We start from the raw sequence: 17438 nt of genomic DNA, 5'->3' as shown, positions 1-17438 counted from the left end.
GCAGGATCTTGCCTAAAGACAAATAAAGGAGGAAATATTAATGACTAATACTGCAACAACTAATACTCAAAATAAGCAAATTGAAAGCAACAACTTAAAGGTAATACAAGATCAAATCGGTTATGAAGCTCTACTTACTAAAAAATGTAATGAATATGCTGAAATGTGTACAGATCAATCCCTTAAGAGTTTATGTAATCAAGCAAGCCGAATTCATAAACAAAACTTTGACAGTTTAAAAACATATTTAGATTCACATCAATAATCAAGTTTCTAAAATAAACTTAGCAAGGTACATAAATTGTTAAGCTATAATAAGAATGTAATGGAGGTAGAATCATGAATAATAAACTTACAGAAAAAGATTTAATGCATGACTTACTAACAACTGAGAAGCAGGTTATCAGTGCTTATAGCACTGGTATAACAGAGTCTTCTTGTGAAAATCTTAGAAATACCTTGGTAAATAATTTTAAAAATGCCCAAGATACACAGTATAGGGTTTTTGATGCAATGAAACAAAAAGGATGGTATACAACTAAGGATGCTCCAGATGCGGATGTTCAGAAACTTAAAACTGATGTTACTACAATGGCTAATGAATTAACATAATTCTGTAGCAGGAGTTTTTATTTAACTCCTGCTTTTAATTTAAACTTTTCCCTACATATTATTCAGCATCCAAAAGGAAAAATTTATAACCCCTGCATAAAAGAGCCAAGAAATAAATGGTATCATAACTAAACCTGCTAATTTGTCTAGCTTGAAAAATTCAAAGGTTGTAAGCATTACAAAAATAATTACTAGCATAAGCTCTAGAAAAGCAAGTCCCACCAACCTAAATCTCAGGAATATAATTAGCCAAATGAAGTTTAAAAATAATTGAATAAAAAATAACCTTATAGCTCTTCCTATATATTTTTTCTGCTTTCTAAGCATCCATATTCTATAGGCTGCAAAAGCCATAACAAGATAAACAAAAGGTAATGTGACTGCATATACCCACGGATGCGGTGCAAATATAGGCTTTACTAAATTATTGTAGGTATTAATTTTGAATATTGCTAAATAGGCACTTAATACTAAAGCAGCTTCTGATATTAATATTAATATAATAAGACTTAATAAACTCCTTTTGTTTTTAACTTTAAAAAATCCCAAACTTTCTCCCACCTTTAATTTACTCTATTTTAATATAGGATGCTAAATTAAAAATTATGCTTAAGCTAAGGTTATATTGTAAAATTATCCTAAGAAACATATAATTGTAATATAATTTATTTTTAAAGGCAGGTGCTTAAAGTGAAATTTAATGATTATCAATACACTCGTCCAGATATAAAAAAAATTGAAGTGAACTTTAAAACACTTCTTAAGACATTTAATAATGCTGACAGCTTTCAAGAGCAAGACTCCATTATGGAGAAAATAACAAAACTTAGAAGTGACTTTGATTCAATGGCTCAAATCGCAAGTATAAGGCACACTATTGATACAACTGATAAATTTTATGATGCAGAGCAAGATTTTTTTGATGAAACCATGCCAATTTATCAAGGTCTAACAACAGATTTTTATAGAGCTCTTATTAATTCTAAATATAGAAAAGAGCTTGAAAACAAATGGGGAAAACAGCTGTTTACAATTGCTGAGTTGACACTAAAAACATTTTCTCCTGAAATAATAGAAGATTTACAAATTGAAAATAAGCTTTCCAGCGAATATACAAAGCTTATAGCCTCTGCAAAAATTATGTTTGAAGGCGAGGAGAGGAACCTTTCTCAATTAACTCCATTTATGCAGTCCACAGATAGGGATATGAGAAAAAAGGCTAATGAAGCTAAATACAGCTTCATGAAGGAAAATGAAGAAAAATTTGATAACATATATGATAAGCTTGTAAAGGTTAGACATAAAATAGCTAAGAAGCTTGGCTTTAAGAATTTTATTGAGCTTGGCTATGCCCGAATGCTTCGAGCAGATTATAATGCTGAAATGGTTTCTAACTTTAGAAAACAGGTTAAAGATTATATAGTTCCTGCAGCTACTAAGCTTAGAGAAAGACAAAAATTAAGACTTAACCTCGATTCTTTAAAATATTATGATGAAAAATTCTCCTTTAATAGTGGAAATGCTAAGCCTCATGGTAATCCTGAATTCATATTAAACTCAGGTAAGGAAATGTATAGTGAGCTTTCACCTGAAACAAAGGAATTCTTTGATTTCATGGTAGAAAATAATTTAATGGACCTCATAAGTAAAAGAGGTAAGGCTGGAGGCGGCTACTGCACCTATATAAGCAAATACAAGGCTCCCTTTATTTTTTCAAACTTTAATGGAACCTCTGGTGATGTGGATGTTTTAACTCATGAGGCTGGTCACGCCTTCCAAGTTTACAGCAGCAGAAATTATGAAACTCCAGAATATAACTTCCCTACCTATGAAGCCTGTGAAATTCATTCTATGAGTATGGAATTTTTCACCTATCCGTGGATGAATTTATTCTTTAAGGAAGAGGTAGATAAGTATAAATATTTTCATCTATCTGAAGCTCTGTTATTTATACCCTATGGTGTTACCGTAGACGAATTCCAGCATTTTATTTATGAAAACCCTGATGCTTCTCCTATGGAAAGAAAAGAAGCCTGGAGAAACATTGAAAAGAAATATTTACCTTATAGAGATTATGAAACAAATGAGTACCTAGAAAAAGGCGGATGGTGGCATCAGCAGGGACATATTTTCGAAGCACCCTTTTACTATATAGATTATACCTTAGCTCAAATTTGCGCTTTCCAATTTTTTAATAAAGCCACTGAAAATAGAGAAAAGGCTTGGTCTGATTATTTAAGGCTATGTAAAGCTGGTGGTAGTGCTTCATTTTTGGAGCTGGTTAAACTTGCTAATTTAGTTTCTCCTTTTGATAATGGGTGTGTTTCTTCAGTTATTGGTAATATAGAAGCGTTTCTAAATAATATTGATGATGCAAGGCTTTAAATTTCAAACAGCAGACAACTATTCGTCTGCTGTTTCTTCGTTTATACTATCATCATTATCCCTTAACAATCTTCCAATAGGCCCTTTATTATTTGCAATGTCTAATATAGTGGAGAATTCAATAGTAAATTCTGGAAATCCAAGTTCAAGCCCTGTATATTCACCCATTTGAAAGAATATTACAAGTGAATCCTCAGTTAAATAGTAGTCTTGATCTGATTTTATTCCATCAAATTCTTTCGTAAGACTTAAATTTTTCATTTTGATATGCTGTTTAATGAATTCATTGATTATCCCTATATATTTATATTTCTTAATTCTTCTAGAAAACAAATCATCTATATGATATACTCTAGAATCCTTAAGACTTACATTAATAGGTCTTCTAATAGTTGTACCCCTTGATTCACCTTTTATATGAATAAATATCTCCATAATAATACATAAGGTTCCTCTTTTATTAAGTTTAACTAAATATCCTCCAGTAAATTTTTTATTTTCATCACTTCCATAGCCATTTTCCTTTAGAATCCTATGAACTTCCTTCTTTATATATCTATTAATTCCGGCTTCAGCACTTTTATGCTTTAATTCACTTACTTTAGGATATGTGAGATTTAGACCAGGGCTATCTACTTTTACATCTGAAATCACCGCAGGTTTTCTTCTTTGTCCCAATACAGTCCAACTCCTTTCTTAATATGTTATAATATTTCTATATTTTCATCTACAATAAAATATTCCCTATATAAATTTATATTCCAGTCCTTATTATTTATATTATTCAAATGTGGAATAAGTTGTAACTTTTTATACTATAAATTTCCTGTAGATAAAATTTCTTTTTATCTATACACTTTTATGTGAACAATGTATTAATTGAGGTGACTACAATGCTAAATGCAGGTTATATCCTGGATGGAAAATATGAAATTATAGATATTCTAGGAAAAGGAGGTATGAGCATAGTATATCTTTGCAAAAATAATCGTTTAGGTAATCTATGGGCTATAAAGGAAGTTCTAAATGAATGGAAGGATAAAATAGACTTTTTAGCAGAGCCTAACCTTTTAAAAAACTTGAATCATCCTGGAATTCCAAGAATAATTGACATATTCTATGAAAATGATAATTTATACATGGTTGAAGACTATATAGACGGAAAGAATCTAATGGCTTTAGTTGAAGAAAAAGGTTTATTAACATCAGAAACTATTAAATCCATTGCACTGCAGCTATGTGATATTTTAGAGTATCTTCACAGCTTTACTCCTCCTATAATTTATAGAGATTTGAAGCCATCAAACATAATGCTTAAAAAGGATGGTAAGGTTATACTTGTTGACTTTGGAATTGCTAGAACTTACAAAGAGAATAAAGATAAGGATACATTACTGTTAGGTTCTAAGGGCTACATGGCCCCAGAACAGTTATATAACGTCCAGTCAAATATTCAAACCGATATTTTTTCCTTGGGAGCTACCCTTTATTACTTAGCTACAGGAAAGACCTTTGAGTCTTCTGAAGATGTTAAGGTTCTTTATAAGAAGGCTGAAATCAATGATGAAATGCTAATACAGCTTATAGATATGTCTACTGCTGCAATACCTGAAAATCGCTTTAAGTGCATGGCTGAGTTTAAGAAAATGCTTTTAAAGGAAGATTACATAAAAACTAAATATATTTCACATACCAATTTAAAAGACAAAACCCTTTTAGAAACTAAATTAATTAAGCCTAAGTATAGTAAGAAGTTCCCCATACTCTTTGCTGGAATTTTACTTTTAATTATAGCTTTAAGTACCTCCTATTTTTTATTAAATAGCCGGAATTCTAAAAACTCGTCACTAGATAATGCTGCTAATGCACTCAACATGGATAAATCTAATAATGGAACAAAAAATACTAAATCAGAAGAAAATAAAGATATTATAACCAGAGGAATTCTATACAAAAATAGTCCGACTACTCTGAATGATATTAAAAGTAATAATAATAATGATAATAACGAAGGCAATAATGGTAATGAAAAAGGTAAAGGTAAAAATAAGGATAAGTCTAAACCTAATATTGAGAACTTTCACCTACTTTTTACCTTATATCCCAAGGCTTCCATTGATAATTCTAAAGTAAATATTACTTTAAACAGCATAGAGTTACTAAACAGTACTTCTATATTGGATATTAGTATAAGCAATAAAACAAGTGAAGATATTAGCATGAATTTAAGTAATGCATCTTTACAAAATGGAAATAATATAGCCTTTTATCCATCAATAAATGATACAGGAAACATATTAGTTTCACAAAATATCAGCCAGAATATAAAACTTTATTTTAATGATTTCGATTTTGAAGGCAGCAGCTATTGCTTTAAAACCTCCATAAATTATGGCACTGATGAAGAGGTGAGTTTGTTTATAGATGTAAAATAAACAAAATCCACAGCAATGTATAATTATATTGCTGTGGATTAAATTTTCTTCGTTTTAAAATCAATTATTATATAAAACCGCCATCTACAGTGATAATTTGGCCAGTTATGTAATTGGCGTCATCACTTGCTAAAAATACTGCCAGTTTTCCAATATCCTCCGGACTTCCAAAGCGCTGCATAGGAATTTCACGTGTTAAGTCTTTTTTTTCTTCTGTTGTAAGCCAATTATTCATTTCAGTATTTATTACCCCTGGTGCAATGGCATTCACCCTGATTTTAGAAGGAGCCATTTCCTTTGCTAGTGCCTTAGTGAAGCTATTAACGGCACCTTTAGCTGCAGAATATATTGCTTCGCAGGAGGCACCAGAACTACCCCATATTGAAGAAATGTTAATTATATTTCCCCTTTCTTGTCTTACCATGTGCTGCAGTGCATAATGAGAGCAATTTATAACTCCTTTTAAATCCACATCAAAAAGCTTATTCCACTCACTTTCCTGCATATCCATAAATAAACCTACATGAGAAATTCCTGCGTTATTTACCAGTATATCAATACTCCCAAAACTCTTAATGGTAAAATCAATCATATAAGCTGCATCCTTATATATACTTACATCTCCTTTAACACTCTTTCCAAAGCCTCCAATTTCTTTTATTAGTTTTAAAGTTTCCTCAGCTTCTGCTTCGTTCTTGCTATAGCTTATAACTACAGCAGCACCAGCTTTAACTAGTTCTATAGCTATGCTCCTTCCAATACCTCTTGAGCCACCTGTTATGAGAGCTACCTTACTCTTAAGCATTTACATCAGCCTTCCTATAATATTTACATTTGGTACAATTTTATTAATTTCACCAATAGAATCTGCCTTCACAGCTGCTATTACGCATGTTGCAGGTCCGCTGGATTTTTGTATATTTACATTAAGATTTTTTTCAAAATTAAATTTAAGATTGTTATATAAAGCCATTTGCTCACATTCATAAGCAATTCCTTTTGAACCAACTGGGATAATTTCATATACATAATTTAAACTAAGCAGGGTTTTTAAGTGTAAATATGTAATAATTTCATCATCCTTAAGGTAATTAATTTCATCTCCTACTTTAGGAAGCCCTATGCTTATAACGTAACCCGCCGCAGCTGTATTTACCCTTATTAGATTATTAGGCACTACTCCCATTACTGTAACACCCACTGCAGTAGAAATAGTTTTAAAATTTTCCTCTGTACTTCCAGTAAGTACGGTATCATTAATACCAGCTTCAGCTAGTTCTTCACTAATACCCTTTATCATTTCTTTACCTGTAGGTTCCATCTCATTGCATACATTGTTAGTAATAACTATAACCTCAGCTCCTGTACTTAAAACTTCTAGTAGAGGTACTCTTGCTGCAAATTTTCCAACGAATAAAGGTGGAACCTTTAAAGCATCTCCTTCCTTCATGCCAATGCCTCCACTGCTGTCACAGGCAATTACCAAGGTTGTTTTATTATCTAAATCAACTAAACTTAAGTCTCGAACTCTTCTTAGTTTCATTTGTTATTCTCCAGTTAAGTAATTATAAAATTTAAGTCGGTTATATTAATAATATAACATTATATTATCTATTGCTTAATACATTTAAAGCTATATATGTAATAAGTACAAAGATTTCTACTAATTCATTGTTGGCACCTAGAAGATCTCCAGTAATACCATTAATTTTACTTTCGCTATACTTATTTATTAAAATAGTGACTATCAAAGAAATTAAAAAAATGATTGCAGAATTAGCAACACCAATAAGTATTATACTAATTGCAAAAGAAAGTAAAGCAGCAAAGATTACAATTGTTCTACTCATATTGCCAATAAATAAATTACCAGAGCCAGTACTTTTAGCAGGCTTTCCTATTAGAGAAATAAAAACTATAGAAAGCCTCCCAATTACAGGAGCTAAAATAATAATAAATCCTAACTTATTTTCAATTATATAAGTTAGTGAGGATACTTTTAATAATATATCCACAACTATAGCAATACAAGCATAGCTTCCTATCCTGCTGTCTTTCATTATTTCAATTATCCTGTCCTTGCCCTTAAAGGCATAAAAGCCATCGCAGGTATCACCTAGTCCATCTATGTGAAGAGCACCTGTAATCAGCACAGACATAATAAAAACTAATACTGCATTTATATTTGCTGGCAGAAAAATATTTAATATGTAATAGGCTGCCCATTCAATACCACCGACTATTAATCCAATTATAGGCAGATAAAAGGCTGCCTTCTTAAAATTATCTTGTTTACACTCTAAAATTATATTTATAGGAATTCTTGTTAAAAACTGAAGCATTAGCAAAAAATTATTAAAATACTTAACCAAAATCTCCAACCCCTTACTTAATATGGGTAATACTGTCTATGAAAATATTTCCATACTCATACTTTATTAAACTTATATCGCAATTCTTGGAGCTGAATTTCCAAAAGTTATCCAAGCTTTCTCCAAGTACAAAACATAAAATTGTTCTAATTATTCCTCCATGAGTTACTACTAAAACATTTTCACATTGCACCCTTAAAAGCTCCTCCATGAATTCCTTTACCCTATTATAAACCTCTAAATAGCTCTCTCCTCCTGGAGGAGAAAATTTCTTCCAGTCACTGCTCCAGTTTTCATATTCCTTAGGATAAAGTTCTTGAATTTCTTTATAGTCTTTCCCCTCAAACTCACCAAAATCCATTTCATTTATTCTTTTATCAGCAATAAAATTATTTAAGCCTTCACGGAAAGCTATGCTTGCAGTCTCTTTTGTTCTTAATCTTTCACTTGTATATACCTTATCAAAATTTACCTCTTCTAAAAATTCCCTAGCTTTAAGAGCTTGCGTTCTTCCCTTCTCATTTAAGCTAACGTCTAATTTCCCATAATAAAATCTATTTTTATTTTCCTCAGTTTCTCCATGTCTTAAAAGATAGATATTCATTTTTGCTCCTAAATTATTTATAAAATTGTTTTTTGCGTTGCTAACACTAGCTTCTAGATGATTTTATTATATATATTCATATCTGGTTTATTTGCTGTAAGTTTACCTATCATAGGAACTAATGTTGTATAATGCTCTGACTTCTTATGCTTATTTAAGGCATCCTTACTTTCCCATTCTTCTATTACAGCTAGCACCCTAGGATCACTTTCGTCTTGATATAACTCATATTTTATGCAGCCTTCCTCTTTTCTGGATGCCTCTACTAATTGCTCATATAAGGCTTTAACCTCTTCGATTTTACCTTCATTAACTAATTTTCTTGCTACTACCTTTATCATATTTTTTTGCTCCTTGTCTTTAATAATAAATTATCAATGAGGAATGGTAGATACTTTGCAGCCCATTCTTCCTCTAGTAATAAATAACTAACAGTAAAATATATCTGTAAAATTATTATTAATTTAAACTTATTATATCTTAATTGTGTTGTCAACAGTACACAGTTTTTATTTAAGTCTTAATCCAATAATAAATAATAACTTATATAGTAATAGATAATAATATAATTGTTAATAAATTATCCATATATAAAATTTGTAAACTTTTTTAATATATTTTATAATTAATATGAATACATAATTATTATTTATAGTAATGATGCATGCAATTTAATTAATAATTAATTTTGCTGTGTATAGAACAAGCATAATAAGCATCGTAACAATTAATAATTGTTACGTGTAGAATTAGCCTGGCAAGGAGGATTAATATGCTAGATTTTAAGCCTCTAACTCTTGAGGACAAAGAAATTTTTGATAAATATTTAAAGCCATATAACTTTTTAACCTGCGAATATTCCTTTACAAATTTATTTATTTGGAGAGATGGTTTAGATATTCAATATGCTACTTATAAGGATACACTAATTATTAAAAAGAAAGATTTCTATTGTGACTATCACTTTATGCAGCCAATTGGGTATACAAAAGAGAATTTAAGGGATATTGTTGATACATTAGAAAATGAAAAGACATGTTTAAATTTAAAATATTTATTTAGAGATGCTGAAGCTCCCTTTATAGAAGACCTTAAGGAAATATATGGTGATAAGTTTACAATTGAAGAGGACAGAGCTAACTTTGATTATATATATGAAAGCTCAAAGTTAATTTCTCTTTCCGGTAAAAAGCTGCATGGCAAAAAAAATCACTATAATAATTTTATTAAAAACAATAGCTTCCGCGCTGAAGAAATAAATGGAAACAACATCGAAGATTGTATTAATGCAGCCTGTAAGTGGTGTAAATTAAATGATTGTAAGGGTTATTTGAAATTTGAACTCAATGCTATTAAGGAATTTTTAATAAATAGAAATAAGCTTGATTTTATCGGTATGGCTGTTTATGTGGCTGATGAGCTTTCTGCTTTTACTATAGGCGAAAAAATAAATGAGAATATGGCCATTATTCATATAGAAAAGGCTGATGCTGAAATCAATGGATTATATACATATATAAATAAAACCTTTATTGAAAATTACTTTTCTGAGGTTCCCTTTATAAATAGAGAGCAAGACTTAGGCAAGGAAGGTTTAAGAAAGGCAAAGCTATCTTATCAACCTATTAAATTAGAACCTAAGTATATTGTAAATTAATATAATAATGATTAAATAAATTTATATCTAAAACAAAGGGTATGCATCTACATTTTGGCATACCCTTTGTTTTAGATTATAAAATATAATTTATGTTGTAAAAAGATCATCTGTATTTTATTACTTGTACTTCAGCATTAACCTGCCTAGATGTTATATAGGCTAAATAGTTCTCGGATATTGCAGGCATTATCTGCGGTTCTTTTCCCGTCATCAGATATTCTTTTCTTGCTTCAATGTCATATAGGAATATATCTGAATTAGGTTCCTTGCCGTTTACATAAACATCATTAGTAGAAGTTCCGTTTCTTTCATCTGTCCAAACCAGATACTTATCAAAGAGCTTAGGCTGTGACTGGTTAAATTTATCCTTGGTAACTCTAATTTTCTCTTTTTTATTTAAGTCATAGAGGTATATTTCTGCTGCAAAGCCATTTGTGTTTCTATCTTCCCAGGCGATATAATTCCCATATATTGTGGGATTACATTCCTGAAGGGCTCCTGTGGCTATAGCTTCTTCTTTACCTGTTTTTATATCATACATATAAATATCCGTATTATTTTCAGGTACATTCCCCCCCCATCTCAGTTCTTTCTTACCCTTAAAGTTTCTTCCGTCTTCCCACACAACTTTATTATCATTTATACTTGGATTAGTGTGTATTCCAGGTGTTGTCGATATTAATTTTTCTTCTCTAGAGGATATGGTGTATAAATATATATCCCATTCAGGATTCATATCTTTAACACTATCATTTCTATTATCCTGCCAAACTATATAATCACCCCATACCTTAGGCATAATCTGTCCTGAAGCATTTGTTGTTATTTGCCTTGTGCTTCCCGTACTTATGTCATATAAAAATATATTGGAATTAGCAGTTTCATCATAATAGGGATCTTTTCCAATTTCTGATTTGTTATTAAAAGCAGACCATACAACCTTTGTGCCGTCTATGTCATAACCTAACACATAATTATTCGGTATTTCAATTTCTTTTATAATTTTTTTAGTGTTTAAGTCTATTATTCTAAGACCTTTTTCCTGCACTACCAGATAGTTATCACTTAGTTCAGCTGAATATCCACTAGTAGTATAGTAAACATCCTTTGATAGCTCACCTTTACTACTGCTGGTTGTTGGACTTAATTGACTCTTGCCGCAGCCTCCAAGTATAAACATAAAGATAGCAGCTATAAAAATTGCATTTCCTTTCAATCTAATCCCCTCTTTTAAAACATTTTAACATTAAAGAAAATTTTTTTAACTCATAAGTACATTTTAATACGTACATAATATACAATAAGTTACTATATTTAACCATATATCTGAAGTATTTAAAAATAGTGCTAGAGTTTTGAATTTAAAGATTTATTTTATGTTTTATTAAAAATTTTTTAAATAAAAAATAGCCAATTGAGTTCTATCTCTAAGCTCCAATTTCTCCAGAACATTAGTAATATAGTTTCTTACAGTTCCCTCACCTAAAAACAACCTTTCTGCCATTTCCTTATTGGACAGTCCTTCAGCTATTAATGCCAGAATTTCAAACTCTCTTTCGGTTAAATTAAAATCAGAAGGTCTTTTTCTTTTTTCTTCTTTAATCATGCCTGTAATTACGTTAACTACATCCTTTTCAAAGACTGTATTGCCTTTATACACTGTTTTCAGGCATTCAATAATACTGTCGGAGGACTGATTTTTCAAAATATAGCCTTCAGCTCCATTCATTACAGCTTCTCGTATATATTCATCATCCTTAAAGGTAGTTAAAAGCACAACTTTAACATCCTGAAAGTTTTCTTTTATAAGTTTAGTACCAAGTACACCATCCATAATGGGCATTCTTATATCCATGAGTACAATGTGAGGTTTATCTGCCTTGCAAAGCTCAAAGGCCTCCATTCCATTTTTCGCTGTACCAATTACCTCTATGTCGTCTTCCAAGCTTAAAATAAGCTTTAAACTGTCTCTAATAAGGCCGTCATCATCCACTATTACTATTTTCAATTAATACTCATCCTCTCTTTTCCTAGTGGAATTACATAAACTATAACAAAACCATTTTCACCACTGAAGGAAACTGTTCCCCCTAAATTTTTTATTCTCTCTCTTATTCCAAGGAGCCCAAAGCCCTCCCTAAAGTTTTTGCAACCCTCTCCATTATCTTTAACATAAACTCTAACAAGGCTATCGTTTATATCAATTTTTACTTCTATGGCTGTTGCCTTAGAATACTTATACGCATTTGTAAGCGTCTCTTTTATGTCTGAACTTATAGTTTCAAGTACATTTGCAGGAAGATTGTTAAAGTTCCCTGAATATTTGAAATCCACAGGACAATAATTGAAGTTATTAATAATACTTTTTATATATTCAAGACCCAGAGTATTGCCTGGTTTTATATTATGTACTGTGTTTCTCATCACGTTTAAAGTTTCCGACAGCCTTTCAATTGAATTCACTAATAGCTTATCAGACTTTTCTTCATCCCTGTGTTTTAGCTTTTGTGCTGCCTGAAGCTGAATTAAAATACCTGCTAGGCTGTGCCCTACTGTATCATGAATTTCCCTGGCAATTCTGTTTCTTTCCCTTACCTCTGCAATATAAGCTGTCTCCTTAGCTGAATTCAAAAGTCTCTGCTTAGTATCTTCAAGTTCATATCTATATCTTCTTTCATTATCATAAGTTTCCTTAAAGGAACTCAATTTTACGTTAAACCTGAAGTTAAAAATTCCGAACATGAAGGCTGTAGCAATTAAGGCTAAGACCTCCATAACATTATTTAAACCTGAAAAGTACATTCCCAGCACAGCAGCAGGAATTACAAGTGGTTTCATATTTTTACTGCCTGCATCGTATGCAATGATGGCATAGATTAATGAAAAGTTATTGCTGTAGCTGCATCCAAAGACTGCAAGCAGTCCCTCTATTATTAACCCTATCCATGTAACTTTTGACTTATGCTTAAATATATTTAGAGAGGCTATTATGAGAAGAACAGCAACCTCAACTGTAGAAATATTGCCTTGAATTACATACTTTCCTATAATAACCATGAAAATTAACATTCTAATTAAATATCCCATATGCCGCACCCTTTTAACCAAATTAAAAAATAACCTGTATAACATAATTATACAGGCCCTCACATACATTTTCATTAAATATTTTCAATATATACCTTTTTCCAAGAAGATGCCATAAAAAATGCTATTGTAAATAATAATATTATTCCTATGTCCTGGGCGGCAGAAGCAATAGAAGGTGAAGTCAGAAGCTTATCTACGCCGTCTGTAAGCCAATATGACGGAGTAAACTTTCCTATAGTAATCATGGTATTTGGCATATACTCCTTTGGCCAAAAGAAACCTCCCAGCATTCCTACTAGAGTATTTATTAAAAGTCCTAAAACTGAAGCCTGCTTAATATTTTTAGATATACTAACTATTGCAAGGCTTAGAGCTACACAGCTAACGGCATATATTGTAAATATAAGGAACATATTTAATTCTGAGGCTCCAAGCTGTGCTTTAAATACCGCTGTCATAAATTTAAAGGCTATATATACCTGTATTAACACTACAAGCAGTATACTTAATATATTTTGAAGCATGTAGCTCCAATTTTTAAGAGGAGAAGCAAACATGCGAGTATAGGTGTTATTTTTCTTATCCTCAAGGATCATATTTGTTGAAAAAGTTGCAATTAGAAGCATCATATAACCTAGCATTCCTAATGCTGACCTTTCTTTCTTCCCATCTCCTAATGCACTTCCAAAAATAATATTCTCGCTTTTAAAAGCTCCCTTTTCATAGTCCTTAAGAGAAGAATAGAACTCATTTTTATCTCCCTTAGCATTTTTAGAAATATTCTTAGCTGCATTAATATAGTTTTCCACATATAGTTTTACAACAGAAGTGACATTTGCACCTTCCGCCCTCAAGGTTTCAATTTTAACATCCTCACCCTTTATTATGCTGTCTGTAAAGCCTTTGTCTATGATAATCCCATAATCAATAGTTTTATTGATTATGCCTGTTTTAATGTCAGCCTCTGGTATGACTCCTACATTACCTTTTTCCTTTAATCCTTTTATGAAAGCATTAGAAAACTCAGTATTATCCTTATCTACTACTGCTATATTTATCTTGCCAGGAGTGATTAAATTAAAGGCTAAAATAATAAATAATATTGGTGCAAGGAATATGATTAGTCTATTTACTTTTTTCTTGAATATCCTTTTTAAATTAGAAGCAAAAATTGTCACTTTACCTTTCTCCTTTCATACGAAACACTGGGCAGTTTAAGCTTACTCATTCTACTCGTAAACTGCCCGTTAAAGTCCATTTAGGACTTTGGCTTCGCCCACTGGGCAGTTTGAACTTACTCGTTCCCACTCGTAAACTGCCCGTTAAAGTCCATTTAGGACTTTAACCTCCTTTCAAGAGCGATGAAGCCCATGCACATCAGTGCTGAAAGTACCCAAAGCATTGATATATAACCAGAAGTATTAAAAAAATGTACATTAACTTTATAGTTATTGGAGTATATTACATTTAGTAGTGCAGTCATAGGATAAAAGTTTGGTGAAAGATGCATCATTGCAGACTCCTGAACATCAGTTGTAACAATTAAAGCGTATCCACCGGCTACAAAGGTGAAAATATTATTTACTAAATTTAAAATACCAGCTGCTCTGTTTCCGCTTCCAACGGCCATAGTTATAAACATTCCAAATATAGTGGCAAATAAAGCTGCACTTATTAAGATTAAAGCTATCATTCCGTAGTTGCTTCCCCAGTATACGTGATATACAAGCTTACTGAAGGCTATGATTATTGTGCCTTTAATGAATATGTCAACTACACAACCTATAATTTTTCCTATTAATCTCTCAAAAGGCTTTACAGGAGCTGCCTTGATTCTTACTCCTACATCTTCAAAGTAGTCCTCTGAAACCATATCAGCAGCAAATGCAGCTGAGCTCATTATAGCTAAAACAAGCATTGCAACTCCATAGTAATCTATAGCTCTTGGAGCCTTTCCTTCTATTGAAATAATAATTTCATTAACTGTACTGTAACGAGTATAACTTAATTCCTTTGGACTAAGCTTTGCTGCTGCCAACATTGCATTTCCAGCTGAATTGTATGCGTCCACAATATTTTGGACAATTTCATTTTTAAAATCCGTATACTTTGTATTATAAATTTTAATTGATGCATTTTCTCCTAACATTAACTTGTCTGAATAACCCTTTGGTACCACTATTAAAGAGACAGCCTTCCTATTCTCAATTAACTTTTGGCCTTCCTCAACTGTTGCTACTTCTCTTATGTTTAATATACTTTTTATATCATCATAATTAAGAAACCTGCTAAACTCCTTGCCCAGACTTCCGCTGTCCTGATTAAGATAGCAAACATCAAATTTATCTAGCTTTTGTCCCTCAAAGGCACTGTTAAGCGCTGTTCCAAGGACCATAATCATCAGGATCGGCATCAAAATTGATCTAAACATCGATCTTTTGTCTCTGAAGTTCCGTTTAATAGTGCTTAAGGCTATATACAAAATATTCATTATCTTCCCCCTAATCCCTTAGCTTTCTTCCTGTTAGAGCAAGGAATACTCCTTCAAGACTTGGCTTCTCAACATCTATTCCTAATATTTCACTGTTTGAACTATTTATTGAATCTATGATTCTGCTTAGATTTCTACAATGTTTTTTTGATATTACTGTAAGATTTCTATCTTCAACTATGCAATCTTCAACGCCTGATATCTTCTTAATTTGATCAACCATGGTATAGTTAATATTTGATAGTGTAAATGTTAACTTCTCCTCCAAAGCTACCAAGGATTTTAAATCTTCCTTTGATCCCTTTGCTATTACTTTCCCATGATCCATTATTGTAATATCAGTACAGAGTTCTTCTATTTCCTCCATGTAGTGCGAGGTATAAATCACAGTAGAACCGTCTTTATTAAGCTTTCTTACTGAGTTCAGTATGTGATCTCTAGACTGTGGATCTATTCCTACAGTAGGTTCATCCATTATTATAAGCTTAGGCTTATGAACAATAGCACAGGCTATATTTAATCTTCTCTGCATGCCACCAGAGTATTTTCCAGGGTAATCTTTCTTTCTATCAGGAAGGCCTGTAAATTCCAGAGCCTCATCTATTCTTTCTTTTAGAAGGCTTCCTCTTAAACCGTAAAGCCTTCCGAAAAACTCCACATTCTCATAGGCAGTGAGATCATTGAAAACAGCAATATTCTGAGGTACTATTCCCACATTTCTCTTGATTTCCTCCTCATCCTTGTCCATGCTTTTACCAAAGATTTTCACTTCCCCGCTGTCTTTTTTACTAAGTCCAAGAATTGTATTTATAGTTGTGGTCTTTCCTGCTCCGTTTGGCCCAAGAAGACCAAATATTTCCCCTTCCTTTATTGATAAATTTAAATTATCCACTGCTATAAAGTCCTTATATCTTTTAATAAGATTTTTTATTTCAACTATCATTACTTTTTACCTCCAAATCTTTTTCTGTATTTATAATACTTAAATTTGGTATATAAAAATAGTGATATAAATTACTTTTTAACATGACATTTGTCATTATGTGAAAATATCCACGCTAAAACCTAATATCTGGTTCTAATGTGGATATTTCTTTTCAAAACATATTTACATTTTCAATAGAGTTTTAAGAGGTTACAGTAGTTTTCCAATTAAAAACATAGTCTTCATACCCTTTGAACTAAACTTTTCTTCGTATTCTGTTACTATATTTTCAGTAAAATCACTGTTATGAAGGTCATAGGTTAAATATTTAATGTCAAAGCCGCATTCCTTAAAGTATTCTATAGATTCTTCAAAAAGCTCTGTATCATCTGTTTTAAACCATATTTCGGAGTTCGGCTTTAGAAATTTCTTATATTCCGTAAGAAATCTTGTATGGGTTAATCTTCGCTTCTTATGCCTATCCTTAGGCCATGGGTTGCAAAAATTAATATATATTTTTGAAATCTCGTCCTTTGAAAATACTCCTTCTATTAGCTGAATATTTAGAGGAATAATTCTTACATTAGTGACCTCAGCATCTAATACTTTTTTTAATGTATTTATTAGTACCTCATCCTTTAAATCTATAGCTACATAATTGATACCTGGATTATGTTTTGCCTTTTGGCTTATAAAGCTTCCCATTCCACAACCTAATTCTAAATGTATTTCATTATTGTTTCCAAAAACATGCTTCCAAGAGCCGCAGTATTCCATTGGCTTTGTTATAAAATACTCGCTGCTTTCAAGTTCAGGCCTTGCCCACCATTTTTTCCTTAGTCTCATAGATCCTCCAATTTATTT

Annotated in this window: 19 protein-coding genes; 5 read left to right on the top strand and 14 right to left on the bottom strand. The window is 31.6% G+C overall.

From position 1 onward, the window contains the following. Window positions 1–40: 40 nt before the first annotated feature. Both ACJDUG_RS03175 and ACJDUG_RS03170 read left to right on the top strand, forming a co-directional pair. Window positions 41–265 (top strand): hypothetical protein, encoded by a 225-nt coding sequence (locus ACJDUG_RS03175; protein ID WP_406768431.1) that lies wholly within the window; start codon window positions 41–43, stop codon window positions 263–265. Between the two features lie 74 nt (window positions 266–339). Beyond that, entirely contained in the window at window positions 340–612 is a 273-nt protein-coding gene (locus ACJDUG_RS03170) for a spore coat protein (protein WP_406768430.1), read from the top strand. A gap of 51 nt (window positions 613–663) precedes the next feature. Here the strand turns inward: ACJDUG_RS03170 and ACJDUG_RS03165 are convergent, their stop codons facing one another. Then, the gene (locus ACJDUG_RS03165; protein ID WP_406768429.1) at window positions 664–1161 is read right to left on the bottom strand and encodes a TspO/MBR family protein; all 498 of its coding nucleotides are present in this window, start codon (window positions 1159–1161) and stop codon (window positions 664–666) included. A gap of 141 nt (window positions 1162–1302) precedes the next feature. Here ACJDUG_RS03165 and ACJDUG_RS03160 point away from each other — a divergent pair, with 141 nt between their 5' ends. Further along, complete coding sequence (locus tag ACJDUG_RS03160) at window positions 1303–2997, top strand: M3 family oligoendopeptidase (protein WP_406768428.1); 1695 nt, start codon at window positions 1303–1305, stop codon at window positions 2995–2997. Between the two features lie 18 nt (window positions 2998–3015). Here ACJDUG_RS03160 and ACJDUG_RS03155 read toward each other — a convergent pair whose 3' ends face one another. Beyond that, window positions 3016–3675 carry an RsiV family protein gene (locus ACJDUG_RS03155; protein WP_406768427.1) on the bottom strand — a complete coding sequence of 220 codons (660 nt, stop codon included), beginning with the start codon at window positions 3673–3675 and terminating at the stop codon, window positions 3016–3018. Between the two features lie 185 nt (window positions 3676–3860). On the opposite strand from ACJDUG_RS03155, the gene ACJDUG_RS03150 reads away from it, so the two are divergent. Continuing rightward, the gene (locus ACJDUG_RS03150) at window positions 3861–5432 is read left to right on the top strand and encodes a serine/threonine-protein kinase (protein ID WP_406768426.1); all 1572 of its coding nucleotides are present in this window, start codon (window positions 3861–3863) and stop codon (window positions 5430–5432) included. Window positions 5433–5499: 67 nt separating this feature from the next. On the opposite strand, the gene ymfI is transcribed toward ACJDUG_RS03150, so the two are convergent. From ymfI to ACJDUG_RS03125, 5 genes are all read right to left on the bottom strand, one after another. Beyond that, complete coding sequence (gene ymfI / locus ACJDUG_RS03145) at window positions 5500–6237, bottom strand: elongation factor P 5-aminopentanone reductase (protein ID WP_406768425.1); 738 nt, start codon at window positions 6235–6237, stop codon at window positions 5500–5502. Further along, the gene (locus ACJDUG_RS03140; RefSeq protein WP_406768424.1) at window positions 6238–6975 is read right to left on the bottom strand and encodes an AIR synthase related protein; all 738 of its coding nucleotides are present in this window, start codon (window positions 6973–6975) and stop codon (window positions 6238–6240) included. A 64-nt stretch (window positions 6976–7039) separates the two neighbouring features. Continuing rightward, on the bottom strand, window positions 7040–7774 hold the full coding sequence (cobS, locus tag ACJDUG_RS03135) for an adenosylcobinamide-GDP ribazoletransferase (protein ID WP_406768688.1): 735 nt from the start codon (window positions 7772–7774) through the stop codon (window positions 7040–7042). Window positions 7775–7817: 43 nt separating this feature from the next. After that, on the bottom strand, window positions 7818–8408 hold the full coding sequence (cobC, locus tag ACJDUG_RS03130) for an alpha-ribazole phosphatase (protein WP_406768423.1): 591 nt from the start codon (window positions 8406–8408) through the stop codon (window positions 7818–7820). Window positions 8409–8461: 53 nt separating this feature from the next. Then, on the bottom strand, window positions 8462–8749 hold the full coding sequence (locus tag ACJDUG_RS03125; protein WP_406768422.1) for a putative quinol monooxygenase: 288 nt from the start codon (window positions 8747–8749) through the stop codon (window positions 8462–8464). Between the two features lie 431 nt (window positions 8750–9180). Here ACJDUG_RS03125 and ACJDUG_RS03120 point away from each other — a divergent pair, with 431 nt between their 5' ends. After that, the gene (locus ACJDUG_RS03120) at window positions 9181–10065 is read left to right on the top strand and encodes a DUF2156 domain-containing protein (RefSeq protein ID WP_406768421.1); all 885 of its coding nucleotides are present in this window, start codon (window positions 9181–9183) and stop codon (window positions 10063–10065) included. Between the two features lie 106 nt (window positions 10066–10171). Here ACJDUG_RS03120 and ACJDUG_RS03115 read toward each other — a convergent pair whose 3' ends face one another. The 7 genes from ACJDUG_RS03115 to trmB form a co-directional block, all read right to left on the bottom strand. Next, window positions 10172–11284: a TolB family protein gene (locus ACJDUG_RS03115; RefSeq protein ID WP_406768420.1), complete on the bottom strand. Its 1113-nt coding sequence runs from the start codon at window positions 11282–11284 to the stop codon at window positions 10172–10174. Window positions 11285–11452: 168 nt separating this feature from the next. Next, entirely contained in the window at window positions 11453–12076 is a 624-nt protein-coding gene (locus tag ACJDUG_RS03110) for a response regulator (protein ID WP_406768419.1), read from the bottom strand. Next, window positions 12073–13155, bottom strand: a complete 1083-nt coding sequence (locus tag ACJDUG_RS03105; protein WP_406768418.1) for a sensor histidine kinase — start codon at window positions 13153–13155, stop codon at window positions 12073–12075. The genes ACJDUG_RS03110 and ACJDUG_RS03105 overlap by 4 nt, the downstream gene beginning before the upstream one ends. Before the next feature lie 74 nt (window positions 13156–13229). Further along, complete coding sequence (locus ACJDUG_RS03100; RefSeq protein ID WP_406768417.1) at window positions 13230–14336, bottom strand: ABC transporter permease; 1107 nt, start codon at window positions 14334–14336, stop codon at window positions 13230–13232. A gap of 155 nt (window positions 14337–14491) precedes the next feature. Then, window positions 14492–15649, bottom strand: coding sequence for an ABC transporter permease (locus ACJDUG_RS03095; RefSeq protein ID WP_406768416.1), 1158 nt, complete (start codon window positions 15647–15649; stop codon window positions 14492–14494). A gap of 10 nt (window positions 15650–15659) precedes the next feature. Beyond that, window positions 15660–16592 carry an ABC transporter ATP-binding protein gene (locus tag ACJDUG_RS03090; RefSeq protein WP_406768415.1) on the bottom strand — a complete coding sequence of 311 codons (933 nt, stop codon included), beginning with the start codon at window positions 16590–16592 and terminating at the stop codon, window positions 15660–15662. 192 nt (window positions 16593–16784) lie between these two features. Beyond that, entirely contained in the window at window positions 16785–17420 is a 636-nt protein-coding gene (trmB, locus tag ACJDUG_RS03085; RefSeq protein ID WP_406768414.1) for a tRNA (guanosine(46)-N7)-methyltransferase TrmB, read from the bottom strand. Between the last annotated feature and the right edge of the window lie 18 nt (window positions 17421–17438).

Origin of the sequence: Candidatus Clostridium stratigraminis (assembly GCF_045310675.1) — a bacterium.
GTDB lineage: Bacteria > Bacillota > Clostridia > Clostridiales > Clostridiaceae > Clostridium_AT > Clostridium_AT stratigraminis.
The sequence above is the reverse complement of the archived record's forward strand: the minus strand, read 5'-3'. Positions and strand labels throughout refer to the sequence as shown.

Coding starts and splice junctions, on each gene's coding strand:
- ACJDUG_RS03175 (WP_406768431.1), top strand. CDS start 41: ATGACTAATACTGCAACAACTAATACTCAAAATAAGCAAATTGAAAGC.
- ACJDUG_RS03170 (WP_406768430.1), top strand. CDS start 340: ATGAATAATAAACTTACAGAAAAAGATTTAATGCATGACTTACTAACA.
- ymfI (WP_406768425.1), bottom strand. CDS start 6,237: ATGCTTAAGAGTAAGGTAGCTCTCATAACAGGTGGCTCAAGAGGTATT.
- ACJDUG_RS03140 (WP_406768424.1), bottom strand. CDS start 6,975: ATGAAACTAAGAAGAGTTCGAGACTTAAGTTTAGTTGATTTAGATAAT.
- cobS (WP_406768688.1), bottom strand. CDS start 7,774: ATGCTTCAGTTTTTAACAAGAATTCCTATAAATATAATTTTAGAGTGT.
- cobC (WP_406768423.1), bottom strand. CDS start 8,408: ATGAATATCTATCTTTTAAGACATGGAGAAACTGAGGAAAATAAAAAT.
- ACJDUG_RS03125 (WP_406768422.1), bottom strand. CDS start 8,749: ATGATAAAGGTAGTAGCAAGAAAATTAGTTAATGAAGGTAAAATCGAA.
- ACJDUG_RS03120 (WP_406768421.1), top strand. CDS start 9,181: ATGCTAGATTTTAAGCCTCTAACTCTTGAGGACAAAGAAATTTTTGAT.
- ACJDUG_RS03105 (WP_406768418.1), bottom strand. CDS start 13,155: ATGGGATATTTAATTAGAATGTTAATTTTCATGGTTATTATAGGAAAG.
- ACJDUG_RS03095 (WP_406768416.1), bottom strand. CDS start 15,649: ATGAATATTTTGTATATAGCCTTAAGCACTATTAAACGGAACTTCAGA.
- ACJDUG_RS03090 (WP_406768415.1), bottom strand. CDS start 16,592: ATGATAGTTGAAATAAAAAATCTTATTAAAAGATATAAGGACTTTATA.
- trmB (WP_406768414.1), bottom strand. CDS start 17,420: ATGAGACTAAGGAAAAAATGGTGGGCAAGGCCTGAACTTGAAAGCAGC.